The organism is Streptococcus sp. SPS1 (assembly GCF_030439915.1).
GTDB lineage: Bacteria > Bacillota > Bacilli > Lactobacillales > Streptococcaceae > Streptococcus.
The window spans coordinates 1-13,427 of sequence record NZ_JAQFJG010000004.1 but is presented as its reverse complement, the minus strand read 5'-3'; the positions used below and the strand labels follow the sequence as shown (position 1 = coordinate 13,427).

Here is a 13,427-nt window from a genome sequence, read left to right as displayed (position 1 = left end):
GTTTTAACTCAGCTTTATCAAGCGTTTATCTTGCATGCGCGAAATGAAATCATCATAACCTTAAAACAATGAATTGATGTTAAAATAAAAAAATTAAAAGCCCTGAAATTTCGTCATGGCTCTGTCTTGTGAATCTTGATTTTTGCCGATATACCGAAGTGAAATACTCTGGCTTGAGTGATTCAGTAGGTCCATTATCAGAGCGACATCCTTGGTTTGTTCGTACATGAATAAGCCAAAGGTTTTTCTCATCGAGTGAGTCGCTATATTTTCTAGACCAACTTCTTCAGCGGCTTTCTTGATGATTTTATAAGCTGTGTTAGGTTTTATGTGCTGGTGCTTTCCGTTTCGGCTTGGAAAGAGGAAGTCTTCATCTTTCTTGTCTTTGATGTACTGTCGCATAGCATTCTTGAATTTCTTTGGCATCTTTCGTTTGGTTGGCTTGTCTGTCTTTTCATCAACAATCTGGACATGCCAGCCTTTAACGTGCTTTACTTTAAGTTTAACAATATCGCCAATACGAAAACCCAGATTAACACCAGACAAAAAGAGCATGAGGTTACGTTGTCTATCTGACTCTTTGACTGCGCTATGCAATGTCAGCCATTCAATCATAAGCTGAACATCATCTCTATTTCGGATTGGTTCAACAACTACCACATATCCTCACCTCCTTTTAATGCAAAAAAAGCAGAGGTTTTTCTCTGCTATTCTTCATGATACTAATTTACCACATTAAAATTATCATTTGCTATCATTCTTATCATACATTTTAGATAATTTTAGTAACGCTTTATATTTTGCTCGTTGGATGGTGGCAGGGCTACAATTTAGTTTTATTTGAACTTCTTTCCAAGATAATCCGTCAATGTACAATAATCGCATCACGATGTTTTCCACTGGATCATCGAGCGACTCAATCGCTTGAACGAGTTCGTCACGTTCGTGGTACATTTGTTTGATTTCTTTATATAGCTGTTCTGACTTGTCAATAATCAACACATTCAATTCTTCAGTTTGATTCTTATTACTTTTTGATTTTGGCATGCTGTCGAACTGCTGCCCTCGTAAAATACCTGACTTCAAACTGATGATTTCTTGGTGCTTTGACTTAGCTTTGATATCGATATAAGGCAAAGCCTTCAATCTTTTTTTGATGTCTATTGCCAAATCTTACCTCCTGACATGTTTTTATTTTTACCAAATTGATAATTTTTACTCATGATTCGTGATCACACTACCTGCACCGTTAACAGTGACCCAGCCATGCTTCTCTCTGGCTTCTGCTTCTTTCATCCGGATAAGATTATCTGTGATTGAATCTGACTTAGCTTTGTTGGCCTTGGCTTCACCTTCTGCTTTGATGATGCCTGCGTCTGCTTCAGCTTGAGCTTGAACTTTCTTGGTATCGGCTTCAACTTTAGCTTTTTCCTGTTCCTGTTTAGCAGTATCAATTTCTTTTTGTTTTACAGATTCATTTTTGATTGCTGCTTCAATCTCGTCTCCTGCATCTTGGTCTGTGATGGTAAATGATACAAACTCCAAATCGTAAGACTCAAATTTTTCTTTGAGAGCCTTATCAATCGCTTCATAAACTTCATTACGCTTGTCACCCAGCACATCATAGATATCATAATTACCTGTTACCGATTCTATAGCACGTTGAACTGCTGGAGATACTACACTATCATTTACTGTTTCCAAGGTAGTGTAGTTAGAGAATACCGTCATAGCTTTCTCCTTATTGATACGATATTTCACATCAATATTTGTATTCAACCATTGACCGTCTTTTGTCTGAGTCGTGATTTTCTCCATTGTTTTTGTTTGAACAGATGTAGATAAGGTGTAGACTTTGTCAATAAATGGCATTTTTAGATGATATCCTGTTTGCATGGTATTTTCTTGCACACCTCCAATTGCGCTAACCTTAACTCCAACTGTATTAGCCGGGATAAGCTTCACGGCCGTGAGACGAAAAATACCAAGTGAAGCAACAGCTGCAACTGTAATGATACCGCCCTTAGCAAGTTTTGTGAGTGTCGTTTTTCCTGTTTCATGATTGTATCGTGTAAACATTGTTTTTACTCCTTTTTTTAAATTATTTTCCCATCAAAAACTAGTGTTATTGTACCTGTACCATCTCTGTTGATTGCATGAGTTCGATGTTTTTAAAGCCAATAAATCTTAGTACGTTATCATCATCTACATATTCAGCTTCTTTATCATCGAAGTATAATCCATCAACAAGATGTAATTGTGATGTAATTCTATTCCACAGCCTAAATTTCGGTATCATACCAAATCCTCCTCTTTGACGAACGAACCATCTATCCATTTACCCTTGCGGTCTTTGATTTCTTGGTATGCTAACTCAAAACATTCATCGAAGCTATAACCTAGCGATTTACTGATTGATTTTAGATGACCAATCAATAGAGTCAATGATTTTATACGTAAGGTCATAAGTTTCAGATGTTGTTCTGTTTGAATGTTGCTAATACATGTATTTGCGTACGCGAATGATGTCATAATATCGTTCTTTCTAACATTCTTCGACTCTTCAAAAATACTATCCACATCCACTTTGCTCAACAATCCCAAACCGACAATCACGACTGCGCAATCTCCGATACTATCCTTGGTCAGTTGCTCGTTCTTCTTAAGATAGCCTGAACATAGTTCACCGAACTCTTCGCTAAGTTTAAGTGACTGCTTGTCTAACCGTCCACCGTTTTCTAAATCACGGTCAATAAACCATTGTTTTACATTTTCTAGTGTGTTCATGATAACTCCTACAATTCTTCTAAATCAAAATACTCTGTCAGTTCGTTCTTCAATTCTTCCAGAGTTTCACATCGTCCAATCAAATCCGACACATCTAGCATTGTGTCCTCTTTATTCAGCGTGTTCTCTGCCACTGCATCAGCTACCCATTTTGGATGTGTGCCAGCGTAAGAGAACTGATCTTGAGGTAATAGCTCAAGCAATGCTTCATATCGCTCTTCAAGAGCAATTAGAGCACCAAATACATCTATGTAGTCAGTATCTGCTTTCTTGCTTTCAAAAACTTCTGGCTGATTTTGTTTTACGATTTCCGCATAAATAGCAGACCATTCTTTTTCTGAAAAACGCGATTTTTCAACCAATGCACCGTATTCGATTTCCTTGCCATCGACTGTCACTTTATAATTCATATTCTTACCTCATTCCCAACTTTCACTTTATCATACACTTCCTTCGTAACCACGAACACACCGTAATCACGTATCGTTAGCGTGTATAGCTTTCCATGTCGTCCTTTCTCGACGACTTTACCGAATATCTCAGCGCCTGCATTATCAGCCTTGTAGATAACCATCGGCTTTTTCTTTTCTAGTTCTGCAATCCTGTCCATCTGCCAGATGTTTAGTCCAGCAGATAGAAGAATCCAGATAGCTATGAATCGTTTCAATCTGTGACCTCTCTTCCATCTCTTACTTTTTGCAAATAATATTTATATATTTCATTGTCGGTATGTTCATTTACTAACTTTTCAAGTGCTTTATTGACCACTTCTGATATGCTTCTATAACCACCATATTCTTTTACGGCTTCGACATGGTCATGTAGATCTTGTGTAATCGTTGCTTGTATCTTTGCATCACCACACCTCCTTGCTCTTAATTTCTCCAGTAAGTCTATTTTCTAAAATGTGACTTGTATAGCAAATATCGCTTTTATATGTATAGTGATCAACGGTTTCTTCAACCCATTGGTTTTTAGTGTACGGGTATCTGTTTGGTCGTTTCAATTTACCACCTCACATATAAATACTTAGCGTCAATATCTTGTTCTAAAATACACTCTTTCAATGACTTTAAAACCTCCAATGCATCGCTGGCTGTTCCCCATCTATTTTTAGGTTCATACTGCACATACTTTTCAGGGTACCGTTCTAATTCAGAGATACCACGTTGAATGTTATCTAAAACATCAGCGATATTGTAAATTGTGCCTTGGTCGAAATCCCAATCCATAGCCACCCTAAACATTTTTCCAAGATTGTAAGTTGGAGAACTATATCTAGGTTCATCGATACAAATATATTGTCCGTTTTCTATTTTTCCTAAGATTTCCAAATCATAACTCATCACTCAACCTCCTCAATCTCAATCCCTGGGCAATCAAATACCCAGCCGAGGCCAGCTTCTTCGAGTTGTTTGCGGGTGTGGTGCAAGCGAAATTCTTTGCACTCTTCGAAATTGCTTAGCATCCACGTATGGCCAAATCTAAATGTCAAATATGTATTCTCTTCGGACATACCTTTCATCTTCACAAGATACCGCTTCTCTTTCTCGACCTCGTAGCCAAATTGGTGCATGTTGACGAGGGTTTTAAATGGTTTGGTATTTTCATCAATTACCCAATTTTCAAATTCATTTAGCTCGCTATCATTACGCTTTTTAAAAAGCTCATAGATACATTGAAACAAACTTGTTTCAAAATCATCCTTATTCTCTTCATACCAATCCGCCACAAACGGCTTAACTTTGACCTGTTTGGGTTCGTCTAGTTGTTTGATTGTATTGATGATTCTGTCTACATCAATACAATTGATAAATCTACCTTTACTTTCTTTTAAGACGTTACAATAATCAATCAATTCCTGCTTATTCATCTTCGCTTCCTCCAACTTGTTTTTAAAAAATCCAGCTCTTGCCCCTCATGGCTCAAAGACACAAGAGCTAGCAAATTCTTTATACGTCATTCGTCCAAGTCTGACGTATATTCTAGCTCGCTTTTAACGTGGTTCGCGGCACGTTGATTTTGTTGCTAAGTAATAGCAATCTACCGCACCATAATCAAAACGTACATCGTCTTTTCCGATGTGTTTCTTGAATTTTGGTCTGGTAATACCTGAGAAAGCCCACTGATGATCTTTCATCTGTTCGATAAGTTCATCCACATTGTCAAACGTCCCAAGGTAAAACTTGCAGTGCCCGTTGTAGACGAAGTAGAGATTTAACATCACTCCAGCTCAACAGGGTAAAAGTTCCCAAAGGAACCCCTCAAAGCCTTTCCAACCTGTACGGCAGCCGCCCGAGAAACAAACCGCATGGCTTTCTTCTCCTCAGAACATGAAATGTCCAATCCAGTCACTCCGATAACCACGGACCTCAGAAACGGCTTATCCTCTCTTGTCCCATGTCTTAAAATAAACATCAGCCACCTCTATTCTCAAGCCTTTCAAGTAATTCACGTTTCCGTTTTTCAAGCTCTTCCTTGTCCTCCTCGCTCGTGGTATTCACATAGTTAGGTTGAGACCATTCAGGAACATTTGATTTTTGATTCTCTGACTGACCCTTGATTTTACTTTCTTTGTAGGCTCGCTCACGTTCATCGACTGCTGCAATCGTCAAGACCCCGTCTTTTTTCCAATTCGTCAAAATTGCTTTAATATAACTAAAATTCCGTTTACCATTGTCAGCAGCAAAACCAATTGCTTTCAGAACAACTTTCGCTTCCATTCCATCCAAAATGATGAACTCTTTCAAGATTTCAAATTGAGTTCCATCTAACGGAGCAATACGAGATTGATATTCTTCCACGATGAGCTCGACTGGATTTTTATTTTTATCTTTATCTATATCTTTCTCTATCTCTATATCTATCTCTTTATCTATATCTATATCTCCGTTACACTTTGTTTCATCGGTGTTACATTGTAACGCCTGTTTGTTCTCTCGAAACTTGCGAACCCTTCTGGCAGTTGCTGTTTCACTACCTACCATCTCAGGAACTTGCTCTAAGAAATAGTCCCTGTCATTTTTTCTAGTCAACAATCCTTTGCTTTCTAAAAAAATCAATGTAATTTTAATATCTTCAACATTTTCGTCAATGACAAGAGCGATTTCTTCGGCTAGATTGTCTGCAAGTCCATCATAGTAAATATGCCCTCCGTCTTCCAAGCTAATTAACATCATTTTGAGATAAATGATGGTATGTGTATCTCCGCCAGCAATCTTGCGAAGTAGTTTCATCTCCTTTGACTTAAAGAAGTCCTGAGCAAGCTGGATCCAGAAATACCGCTTGTTTTTTAACGCCATAATTTCACACCCCATTTCCTACGGTTAGCGCGGTACTTCATCCGCATATCCTCATAGATGTGCCTACCTTCTAACTCTAGTTTTTCAAGCTTGAGCAGACGATTTTGAGAGATCACATCATGATAGTCTTTTGTTAGTTTTTCAAAGTCCTTAACAATTTTTTCATAGTCCTTGGTTAATTTTTCATAGTCAGTTATGTATTCTTTGACTAGTAATAGATTTTTATGATCATATTCCCAAATCGTAATAGCATGTCTTGTAGCTGATCCCCTTTCTATCGCTTCTTTAATATACATAATCTGATCATCCAGCCATTGAATCAATCTTTCCATTTCCTGACCTCCTCACTTCAAGATGTGCATTTTAGGTTCTGGCAATGCTAATGGTTCAGGACGCAAGCCTACAGGCGGTTCATTGTCGTAGGTGAAGCCCTTGAACGGACGACGAATATTCTTGCGGATTTCTTGACGTTCTGCCTCTCTACCACGTTCGTAAGCATGGTTATAGCCTTTAATAATCATAGACGCAAATTCTTGCTCTTCTTGTCTCTCTTTTTCATTACGCTCCTCTTGTAGTTTGATATGACGATAAGCCCCTGCAAATCCAATCAGCAAGGCTCCAACACCCATTAACTGGTCTAAAATCGGTGGTTCAAACATCTTATTTCTCCTTACGCTCTTAATTTTCGTACTTCTTTCTCTAATTCCAAAATCTCATAAACATCATTGACATCATACATAATATCTTTTCCTTGCTTACGAAATCTCAATCCTTTACGTTCTAACTTTTTGATATAGCCATGAGTGAAGCCAAACTTCTTCATCAAAGCTTGTTGATTGATTGGCATGCGATCATTCTCTAACTGCTCCTTGACCTGCTTTTCAGCAAAGGCCAATAATTGATTGGTGAACAATTCAGCACTTTCGCCGTCCAATCGTAATTGTAACGTGATACCTTCCATTTTCTACATCCTCTCAACTATGCGGGCAAGCATTTTTGTGATATAATGGCTTTAATTATTTAAGTATGCGCCTGACTTCGTTAGGTGCTTTTTTGCGTTGTTGTCAAACTGTCTTACTTTCCATCGCCCTGAGTTCTATCTCATGGCTGACTTGTTTTAATAGCTTCTCACACGCTATTTTAGCTTCTCTGTACGTTGTGGATTCGCTGATGAAGTAATCAGCAAGTTCGATGATTTTATCTTCCATGCCTACCCCTACGCTTGACTAAAAGCGTTCAGTTCCATAATCTTCATTTTAGTATTAGTGCTTGGCTCCCATGTCATCCAGTAAGCAAGAGCGGCATCCGCATGCTTCTTGGGTAGCAGGTCATAGCGACTAATATTGAAATGATCTTTGAAATCAATCTCAGCTTGTCTAAATACCGACTGAGCAAAAATCTTATCCGCATAAGCTGGGCTATCAATACCACCCAGGCATGCCACAACCCTAGCCTTGCGCTTCTTCAGGAGCGACTGAGCATAGCTTGGATGAATCGGTTGCTCACTCTTGAGGTAGTCAATATCTTCTAGCATGGTCGCCTGTTGCTCACGCAATTTCTTCTGACCAGTAAAGAGAGCAATAAAGGCATCCTCGTCCAAATCCTCGCGGATAAATCCGCCCTGCTTACGAATAGCTGGTAAAACCTCTGATGTCACCCAGCGCTTGAACTCTTTTGCTTGAGGCAACTTGCTGGATAAGATAAGAGAGTAGAGACCAGATTCGTTGATAACAGTAACACCTCTATTTCCAAAAGTACCGTTTTGGTAGTTTTGACGGTCTTCATCATCTACGTGACGATTAATATCTCGACTACCATTTTGGTACCCCAGAATATCCGCCACATCTTTCCCGACGAACCAAGGCTCGTCATCAATTGTCAAAGTACGGACTTCCTGTCCGTAAAAATTAAAAATTTCGTTCATAGTATTCCTTTCTAAATTTGGTATAATGAAAATAAAAACGATTGGAGAAAAAAATGACTGAAAAAATTTGTTTTATTGTAACTGCTATTGGCGAATCTGGAACACCTACCAGAGAGCGAGCTGACAATGTATATAAATATCTTATCGCCCCCGTTTGTGAAGACCTTGGTTATAAGCCTGTACGTGTTGACCACGTCAATGCGGTTGACAACATCAACACTACAATTATCAATTACCTTAAAACTGCTCCTATGGTTATAGCAGATATGACAGACCATAATCCCAACGCATTCTACGAGTTAGGTTTCAGACAGGCGCTTGAACTTCCACTAGTCCCAATCATAAAAGTAGGAGGAAATCTTCCTTTTGATGTTATGACGACTCGTACCGTATTCTACGATACCGATGTGGCAAAAATTGAAGAGTCTAAAGAGAATTTGAAATCTAAAATACTAAGTTTTGAAAACTTCGAAATGCCTGAAAGTCGTATTGATAAAAGCGTTACATTAGATGAGCTTGATGATAAAATAACTAAAAAGCTAAACAAGATACTAAATCTGTTAGAAAAGCAACAGTCTTATTCTCCTCTCGTACACACGCATGATTTTGATTTTAAAACATCGCATGGCGGTAAGGTAATTATTAGACGAGCTGGAAAGACGATTAATCGGACACAGAACCGTCTATTATTCCCCGAAGATAAGAAATAGCTAGCTCTTGTTGACTTTGCAGTTCCCCAATCTCAGCAACTTTTTCATTTATAAGTCTAACGGTCCTCAATACTTCATTGAGGGCTTTTTTTTCGAGTTCATTCATCTTCTCCTCCTACTCCAGCACCTTACTGCCGATTACCAATCGTTTAACGACAACGTCCATCTCCTTAAATTCGGCATTCTCTGCACAGTAGCGGACGCTCTCGCTGATGATGTTACAAATAGATACTCCGTACTCATTCGCCAGCTCTGCAGCAATCTCCCAGGCATCTTTGTCAATCCGTGTTACTTTTTGCGCTGCGTTGTTCATATTATTCCTCTTCTTACTTTCCCCAGTGTTAAAATAGTTTCCCACTGTCTTCCTTTCTATTGTTCTCCCCTTTTTGCTATAATAAAATCAGAAAGGGGGTGATGTAATGACACTATCTGACAAAGAAATCGCTTTAGAACTTACAAAAATTACCGTCGAACACTTTAATATTCGAGTTGCACAAAGTGTTCCAAAATCTGGATTAACAGAAGAAGCCATTGAACAATTCTACAAGCGATTCTATGAAACTGTTACGAACTTAAAAGATAATCATCCAGAATCGTAACATCTATTTGGAGCACATCTTCTGGATGTGCTTCTTTAATGCGAGCTATTTTTTCAATAGCTTCATCTACAGACGTACTTCTTAAAGAGATATTCAGTTTTAGCATCCCCTCTCCTTCCTCCTACAACATATCTTCTACCCTACACCCTAGCGCCTTAGCAATGACCACCGCCTGCGACAGCGTCACCGCCTTCAGGTCGTTCTCGATCCGTGACAAGGTCGTGTAGTCTATCAAGGTTCGCTTGGCAAGCTCACGCAAGCCCAGCTTTTGAGCCGTTCTCAGCTCCCTCATTTTCGCTCCATACATTGACTTTTTCCTTTCTACTAATAGGTCTTTTCAAAACTGTTGGTACTTGTCAACAGTTTTGATAGAATTATTCTATCGATTTTGAAAAAAGTTTGACCTTTTTTGATTTTAGGTGTTTTATTTCACTTTTCGTGAAGTCTGAGGTGTGAATATATCGCCCAATTCTTTACCGAAATAATGGGCGATTTTGAACATTTCACTCAGTTTAAAATCTTGTTTACCTAATTCTTTGTTACGATAGCTATTCTCGCTTTTTCCGATAACATCTGCCATTTCTTTCTGAGAAATATTTTTCTCCTTCCTCAGTTTATATAAAAGAATTTGCAAACCATAATCACCTCCCTATCTGAAAATTAAATATAAAATTAGTACGATAATACCAGACCAGAACAATATACTCGGAATAAGTCCACCTCGAATTTCCAAGGAAGTTTTTGCATGATTGTCTTGATTTATCTTTTCGTAATCAAAGTTACCAAACAAGAATTTTTTCCAATCCATTTTTTTCTCCTTTTTCTTGCAGGAGATACAGCCTATATGATACAATGACAGTACCCCTTTAAAGGGGAGGGGCTTTAGGTCAGCCCCTTGTAAACTTCTACCACTCTATTGAGTAGTGAAGTTCGAATTTGAACCAGAGAATTTGGATTTTTAAGCCGAATTCTCTTTTTTTAGGTCTTTGTTCCTGTCGCCTCATTGGCTGCACCTCCTGTTTTATTTTGCTCTTGGAGCAACAACCTGCCAAGGATTCGAACCTTGGTGATACCAATCAGGCTACATTTAGTTTATCAAACATTCCTGCAAATGCTGCATCAAAACGAATGTCATCGATTTCCTCTTGAGTGAAACCAGAATCGAGAAGGTAACGCTCTTGACGTTCAATCTCTTCTGCTAACTCTGTCCATCCAAAAGCGAATTGACGGCAGTTAGTACAGAATGCTTCAAGTTGGCTGTAAAGGAAGTTTTCCTCGTAAGTGCCTTGGATTAAAGTTTCCTTAGCTACTGCTTTAAAGATGTTGATTGCTTTCTCGTTTAATGTATTCATGTTATTTCCCTCCGGTTTGTTTTTTGTTATTTCCTTAAGCTTGATTATATTATACCTCACTTTTCGTGAAGTGTCAACAGTTTTTTTGCGAAAAAACAAAAAAACTTTTCTTTCCGTGAATATTTTGTTATAATCTACTTAAGAAAACACTCAGGAGAAATATATGACTGACAAAGAATTAGCTATATACATTGGTACAAAAATAAAAGAATATCGGTTGCAACGTGGATTAACACAAAAAGAATTAGCTACTTTAGTGGATATGGGGGATACAACTATAGCAAACTATGAAAAAGGTTTCCGTACTCCTAAAAAGAATACTTTGTTTAAAATATCCTCTGCTCTCAGCGTAACCATTGACGATTTATTTCCACCTATTCGTAAAGCAGACACCCCCACAGCGTCCCCAGATTCGCTCACACAGCAGATAACGGACAAGGTGGTACAATTAACCCCAGATAATAAAAAAATCGTCCTACGGACTTCTGAGGAGCTTCTGGAGAGACAAAAAGCAAACGGCGAGATGTACACAGAGCAAAACGAAGAAGAAACGAAGAAAAACGAAGTATCGGAAAACATCATCAGACTGGACGACTACAGACAGACTACTTACCGACGTGTTACTGGGGTTGTCTCTGCTGGTAGTGGCTCGATGCAGGACGACGATTTAGATATGGAGGTTTCATTCTATGATGATGAAATCCCAGACGACTACGATGCTATCGCTTATGTCGTCGGCAACTCTATGGAGCCAAAGATAAAAAATGGTGACTACCTCTTTATCAAGAATACCCCACAGGTTGACTATAACACCATCGGTATCTTCCAAGTAGACGGCGCTAACTATGTCAAGAAACTGCGTCAGGGATATCTTGAAAGCCTTAACCCTGAATGTGCTGATATACATCTAGACGAAAGCAACGATATCCGCACTATCGGGGAAGTTGTCAGCGTGTATAGAGAGAAATAAACCAACTGTTTCCATTTTGGAAATAGTTGCTTGACAAAAATAACAAAAGACTCTATAATGTATTTATACGAATTGGTCCGGATGCCCGATGCATCCTACCGAAAGAGTCTCAATACATTATTGAGGCTCTTTCGTGCTTTATAGGAGAAAAAATGAAACCTTTTTCCGATTTTAATAAACAAATTAAAATATTAGAAAATAGAAACTTAACTATTTTAGATAGAAAAGCAGCTAACTTTGCTCTCAGAAACTACGGTTATTACGAAATAGTAAATGGATACAAGATTTTTTTACTTGATTCATCCAAAAAAGTTGAAACATTTTTAGAAAAGGAAACATTTGAACACCTTGTTTCACTTTATAATCTTGACAAACAAATCAGAAGTTTGGTCATGCAAGCGACTTTGGAAGTAGAGTTATCTCTAAGAACAGCCCTAGCTTATACTCTAGCAGAAGATTTTGGTATTTTAGAATCAGATTATCTGGATAGAAAAAATTACAATAAAGGGAAATTTCAACGTAAACACAAAAAATATCAAAGAGATTTTCTTCTGGATATGCTTAAAGACATCGCAGCCAATAGACCTGTAGAGCCTTTAAACTCTTATCGAATCAAACATAAGCACATACCTCCATGGATACTTTTTAAAGAAACAACACTAGGAAATATCACCAATTTTATTAAAATCCTAAAAGGTCCACAAAAAGACAAGATTATTTCTCTTTGTACAGGTCTTTCTAGCTCTCAACTAACACCAGCAGATAAAACTTTATTTATAGAAATACTAGATTTAATATTAGCATTCAGAAATCGTGCTGCTCATGGTGGACGCATGTTTAATTATAAAGCAAGTGCGAGTCTAAGTTACCACAAAAAGTTTCATAACCAAATAAAGATAACACCGGCTGATTACCGAAATGGTAAAGGGCAAAGAGATTTATATACTTTCTTCCATTCTTTAGCCTTATTTGATAACAAAGAAGGCTTTAACTTATTAGAACTATGTCTCTATTCTATAAAGGAGCATGACGCATCATACCCCTCAGATTGGCTAGTTTTAGCCAGCGAAATGGGATATCCAAAAGATGTTCTAAAAACAGATTTACAAAGGCATCGTAATTTCCACAAAAATTACCGTTGGAGATACCTGTGGCATGCTATAAAAAATATATTTAAAAAATAGAAAATAAAAAAATCCCCACAATCTCCAACGGCAAACTTTCAGTGTGAGGACTCAACTTTCCATTTTTGACAAAATGATATATATTTGATAATATATAGTTACTAACCTAGGAGAAATCCTAGTGCAAATAATCTGGTTGGCACAAGCTGCCACGCAGAAACGGTAACTATAAATTTAGTTACCGTTTTTTGTTGAATTTAAACAAAAAAATCCCCACACTCTCCATCGGCAAACTTCTGAGTGTGAGGATTAAACTTTCCATCAAGCAAGTAATGGAAAAGATGATAAAAAAATACACCTATAGTTTATCATAAGTTCTACACCTTTTCAACTATGCGGGCAAGCAATCGAAAAGAAAGGACTTTTTATGATAAAAAAACTCTAAGCAGGCAGAGCCTGCTAACTCATGACAGAAAAAGAAGTTTAGCTTATAATGAAGATGAACAATACAAATCCGTGGTGTCTAATAGGGCTTTTCCTAGCCTGTTAAAAAAACTGGATGAACAAGAGTCATGAGATAACTCGAATATGCCTTGAGCATGAAAATAAAATTACTAGTAGCCTCTTGTTCTATTGTTCAAATAGTTAACAGGAGGTTT

The 13,427-nt window shown here is 37.9% G+C and carries 27 protein-coding genes; 4 read left to right on the top strand and 23 right to left on the bottom strand.

Going from position 1 to position 13,427, the window contains the following annotated elements:
- Nucleotides 1-93 precede the first annotated feature (93 nt).
- The 17 genes from PCY12_RS04370 to PCY12_RS04295 form a co-directional block, all read right to left on the bottom strand.
- Complete coding sequence (locus PCY12_RS04370; RefSeq protein WP_006154871.1) at nt 94-660, bottom strand: tyrosine-type recombinase/integrase; 567 nt, start codon at nt 658-660, stop codon at nt 94-96.
- Nucleotides 661-744: 84 nt separating this feature from the next.
- The gene (locus PCY12_RS04365) at nt 745-1,170 is read right to left on the bottom strand and encodes a DUF1492 domain-containing protein (RefSeq protein WP_301351755.1); all 426 of its coding nucleotides are present in this window, start codon (nt 1,168-1,170) and stop codon (nt 745-747) included.
- A 45-nt stretch (nt 1,171-1,215) separates the two neighbouring features.
- Nucleotides 1,216-2,079 (bottom strand): prohibitin family protein, encoded by an 864-nt coding sequence (locus PCY12_RS04360; protein ID WP_301351753.1) that lies wholly within the window; start codon nt 2,077-2,079, stop codon nt 1,216-1,218.
- Between the two features lie 46 nt (nt 2,080-2,125).
- Nucleotides 2,126-2,299, bottom strand: coding sequence for a hypothetical protein (locus PCY12_RS04355; RefSeq protein ID WP_301351751.1), 174 nt, complete (start codon nt 2,297-2,299; stop codon nt 2,126-2,128).
- Entirely contained in the window at nt 2,296-2,787 is a 492-nt protein-coding gene (locus PCY12_RS04350; protein ID WP_301351749.1) for a DNA-binding protein, read from the bottom strand. Before PCY12_RS04350 ends, PCY12_RS04355 begins: the two co-directional genes overlap by 4 nt.
- Before the next feature lie 8 nt (nt 2,788-2,795).
- Entirely contained in the window at nt 2,796-3,197 is a 402-nt protein-coding gene (locus PCY12_RS04345; protein WP_301351748.1) for a hypothetical protein, read from the bottom strand.
- Nucleotides 3,194-3,454: a DUF1372 family protein gene (locus tag PCY12_RS04340; protein WP_301351746.1), complete on the bottom strand. Its 261-nt coding sequence runs from the start codon at nt 3,452-3,454 to the stop codon at nt 3,194-3,196. Before PCY12_RS04340 ends, PCY12_RS04345 begins: the two co-directional genes overlap by 4 nt.
- 340 nt (nt 3,455-3,794) lie before the next feature.
- Entirely contained in the window at nt 3,795-4,133 is a 339-nt protein-coding gene (locus PCY12_RS04335; RefSeq protein WP_301351744.1) for a hypothetical protein, read from the bottom strand.
- Nucleotides 4,133-4,660, bottom strand: a complete 528-nt coding sequence (locus PCY12_RS04330; RefSeq protein ID WP_301351742.1) for a DUF1642 domain-containing protein — start codon at nt 4,658-4,660, stop codon at nt 4,133-4,135. The genes PCY12_RS04335 and PCY12_RS04330 overlap by 1 nt, the downstream gene beginning before the upstream one ends.
- Before the next feature lie 123 nt (nt 4,661-4,783).
- Nucleotides 4,784-5,011, bottom strand: coding sequence for a hypothetical protein (locus tag PCY12_RS04325; protein WP_301351740.1), 228 nt, complete (start codon nt 5,009-5,011; stop codon nt 4,784-4,786).
- Entirely contained in the window at nt 5,011-5,205 is a 195-nt protein-coding gene (locus PCY12_RS10310) for a hypothetical protein (RefSeq protein ID WP_367316711.1), read from the bottom strand. The genes PCY12_RS04325 and PCY12_RS10310 overlap by 1 nt, the downstream gene beginning before the upstream one ends.
- The gene (locus PCY12_RS04320; protein WP_301351739.1) at nt 5,205-6,089 is read right to left on the bottom strand and encodes a phage replisome organizer N-terminal domain-containing protein; all 885 of its coding nucleotides are present in this window, start codon (nt 6,087-6,089) and stop codon (nt 5,205-5,207) included. Before PCY12_RS04320 ends, PCY12_RS10310 begins: the two co-directional genes overlap by 1 nt.
- On the bottom strand, nt 6,080-6,421 hold the full coding sequence (locus PCY12_RS04315) for a hypothetical protein (protein ID WP_301351737.1): 342 nt from the start codon (nt 6,419-6,421) through the stop codon (nt 6,080-6,082). The genes PCY12_RS04320 and PCY12_RS04315 overlap by 10 nt, the downstream gene beginning before the upstream one ends.
- A 12-nt stretch (nt 6,422-6,433) precedes the next feature.
- Entirely contained in the window at nt 6,434-6,748 is a 315-nt protein-coding gene (locus PCY12_RS04310) for a hypothetical protein (protein WP_301351736.1), read from the bottom strand.
- An 11-nt stretch (nt 6,749-6,759) separates the two neighbouring features.
- Nucleotides 6,760-7,050, bottom strand: a complete 291-nt coding sequence (locus tag PCY12_RS04305) for a hypothetical protein (RefSeq protein ID WP_020903598.1) — start codon at nt 7,048-7,050, stop codon at nt 6,760-6,762.
- Between the two features lie 103 nt (nt 7,051-7,153).
- Entirely contained in the window at nt 7,154-7,297 is a 144-nt protein-coding gene (locus PCY12_RS04300) for a hypothetical protein (protein WP_000389589.1), read from the bottom strand.
- A gap of 8 nt (nt 7,298-7,305) precedes the next feature.
- Nucleotides 7,306-8,013: an ORF6C domain-containing protein gene (locus PCY12_RS04295; RefSeq protein WP_301351735.1), complete on the bottom strand. Its 708-nt coding sequence runs from the start codon at nt 8,011-8,013 to the stop codon at nt 7,306-7,308.
- Between the two features lie 53 nt (nt 8,014-8,066).
- Here PCY12_RS04295 and PCY12_RS04290 point away from each other — a divergent pair, with 53 nt between their 5' ends.
- Entirely contained in the window at nt 8,067-8,723 is a 657-nt protein-coding gene (locus PCY12_RS04290) for a hypothetical protein (RefSeq protein ID WP_301351734.1), read from the top strand.
- Nucleotides 8,724-8,838: 115 nt separating this feature from the next.
- Here the strand turns inward: PCY12_RS04290 and PCY12_RS04285 are convergent, their stop codons facing one another.
- On the bottom strand, nt 8,839-9,036 hold the full coding sequence (locus PCY12_RS04285; RefSeq protein ID WP_301351733.1) for a hypothetical protein: 198 nt from the start codon (nt 9,034-9,036) through the stop codon (nt 8,839-8,841).
- A 106-nt stretch (nt 9,037-9,142) separates the two neighbouring features.
- Here PCY12_RS04285 and PCY12_RS04280 point away from each other — a divergent pair, with 106 nt between their 5' ends.
- Nucleotides 9,143-9,322: a hypothetical protein gene (locus tag PCY12_RS04280; RefSeq protein WP_301351732.1), complete on the top strand. Its 180-nt coding sequence runs from the start codon at nt 9,143-9,145 to the stop codon at nt 9,320-9,322.
- Here the strand turns inward: PCY12_RS04280 and PCY12_RS04275 are convergent.
- The 5 genes from PCY12_RS04275 to PCY12_RS04255 all read right to left on the bottom strand — a co-directional run bounded on the left by PCY12_RS04275 (nt 9,288) and on the right by PCY12_RS04255 (nt 10,674).
- Entirely contained in the window at nt 9,288-9,428 is a 141-nt protein-coding gene (locus tag PCY12_RS04275) for a hypothetical protein (protein WP_301351729.1), read from the bottom strand. The two genes, PCY12_RS04280 and PCY12_RS04275, sit on opposite strands and share 35 nt — an antisense overlap.
- A gap of 15 nt (nt 9,429-9,443) precedes the next feature.
- A complete protein-coding gene (locus PCY12_RS04270) occupies nt 9,444-9,629 on the bottom strand; it encodes a helix-turn-helix domain-containing protein (RefSeq protein WP_000274132.1) in 186 nt (61 codons plus the stop codon).
- Between the two features lie 117 nt (nt 9,630-9,746).
- Entirely contained in the window at nt 9,747-9,956 is a 210-nt protein-coding gene (locus PCY12_RS04265) for a helix-turn-helix transcriptional regulator (RefSeq protein WP_001166514.1), read from the bottom strand.
- 15 nt (nt 9,957-9,971) lie between these two features.
- Nucleotides 9,972-10,130, bottom strand: coding sequence for a hypothetical protein (locus PCY12_RS04260; RefSeq protein WP_166727863.1), 159 nt, complete (start codon nt 10,128-10,130; stop codon nt 9,972-9,974).
- A gap of 268 nt (nt 10,131-10,398) precedes the next feature.
- Nucleotides 10,399-10,674, bottom strand: coding sequence for a hypothetical protein (locus PCY12_RS04255; RefSeq protein WP_301351728.1), 276 nt, complete (start codon nt 10,672-10,674; stop codon nt 10,399-10,401).
- Nucleotides 10,675-10,837: 163 nt separating this feature from the next.
- Between PCY12_RS04255 and PCY12_RS04250 the strand changes: the two genes are divergently transcribed.
- Both PCY12_RS04250 and PCY12_RS04245 read left to right on the top strand, forming a co-directional pair.
- Nucleotides 10,838-11,644 carry a S24 family peptidase gene (locus PCY12_RS04250; protein WP_301351725.1) on the top strand — a complete coding sequence of 269 codons (807 nt, stop codon included), beginning with the start codon at nt 10,838-10,840 and terminating at the stop codon, nt 11,642-11,644.
- A 152-nt stretch (nt 11,645-11,796) separates the two neighbouring features.
- Nucleotides 11,797-12,828, top strand: coding sequence for an Abi family protein (locus PCY12_RS04245; protein ID WP_301351724.1), 1,032 nt, complete (start codon nt 11,797-11,799; stop codon nt 12,826-12,828).
- Nucleotides 12,829-13,427 lie beyond the last annotated feature (599 nt).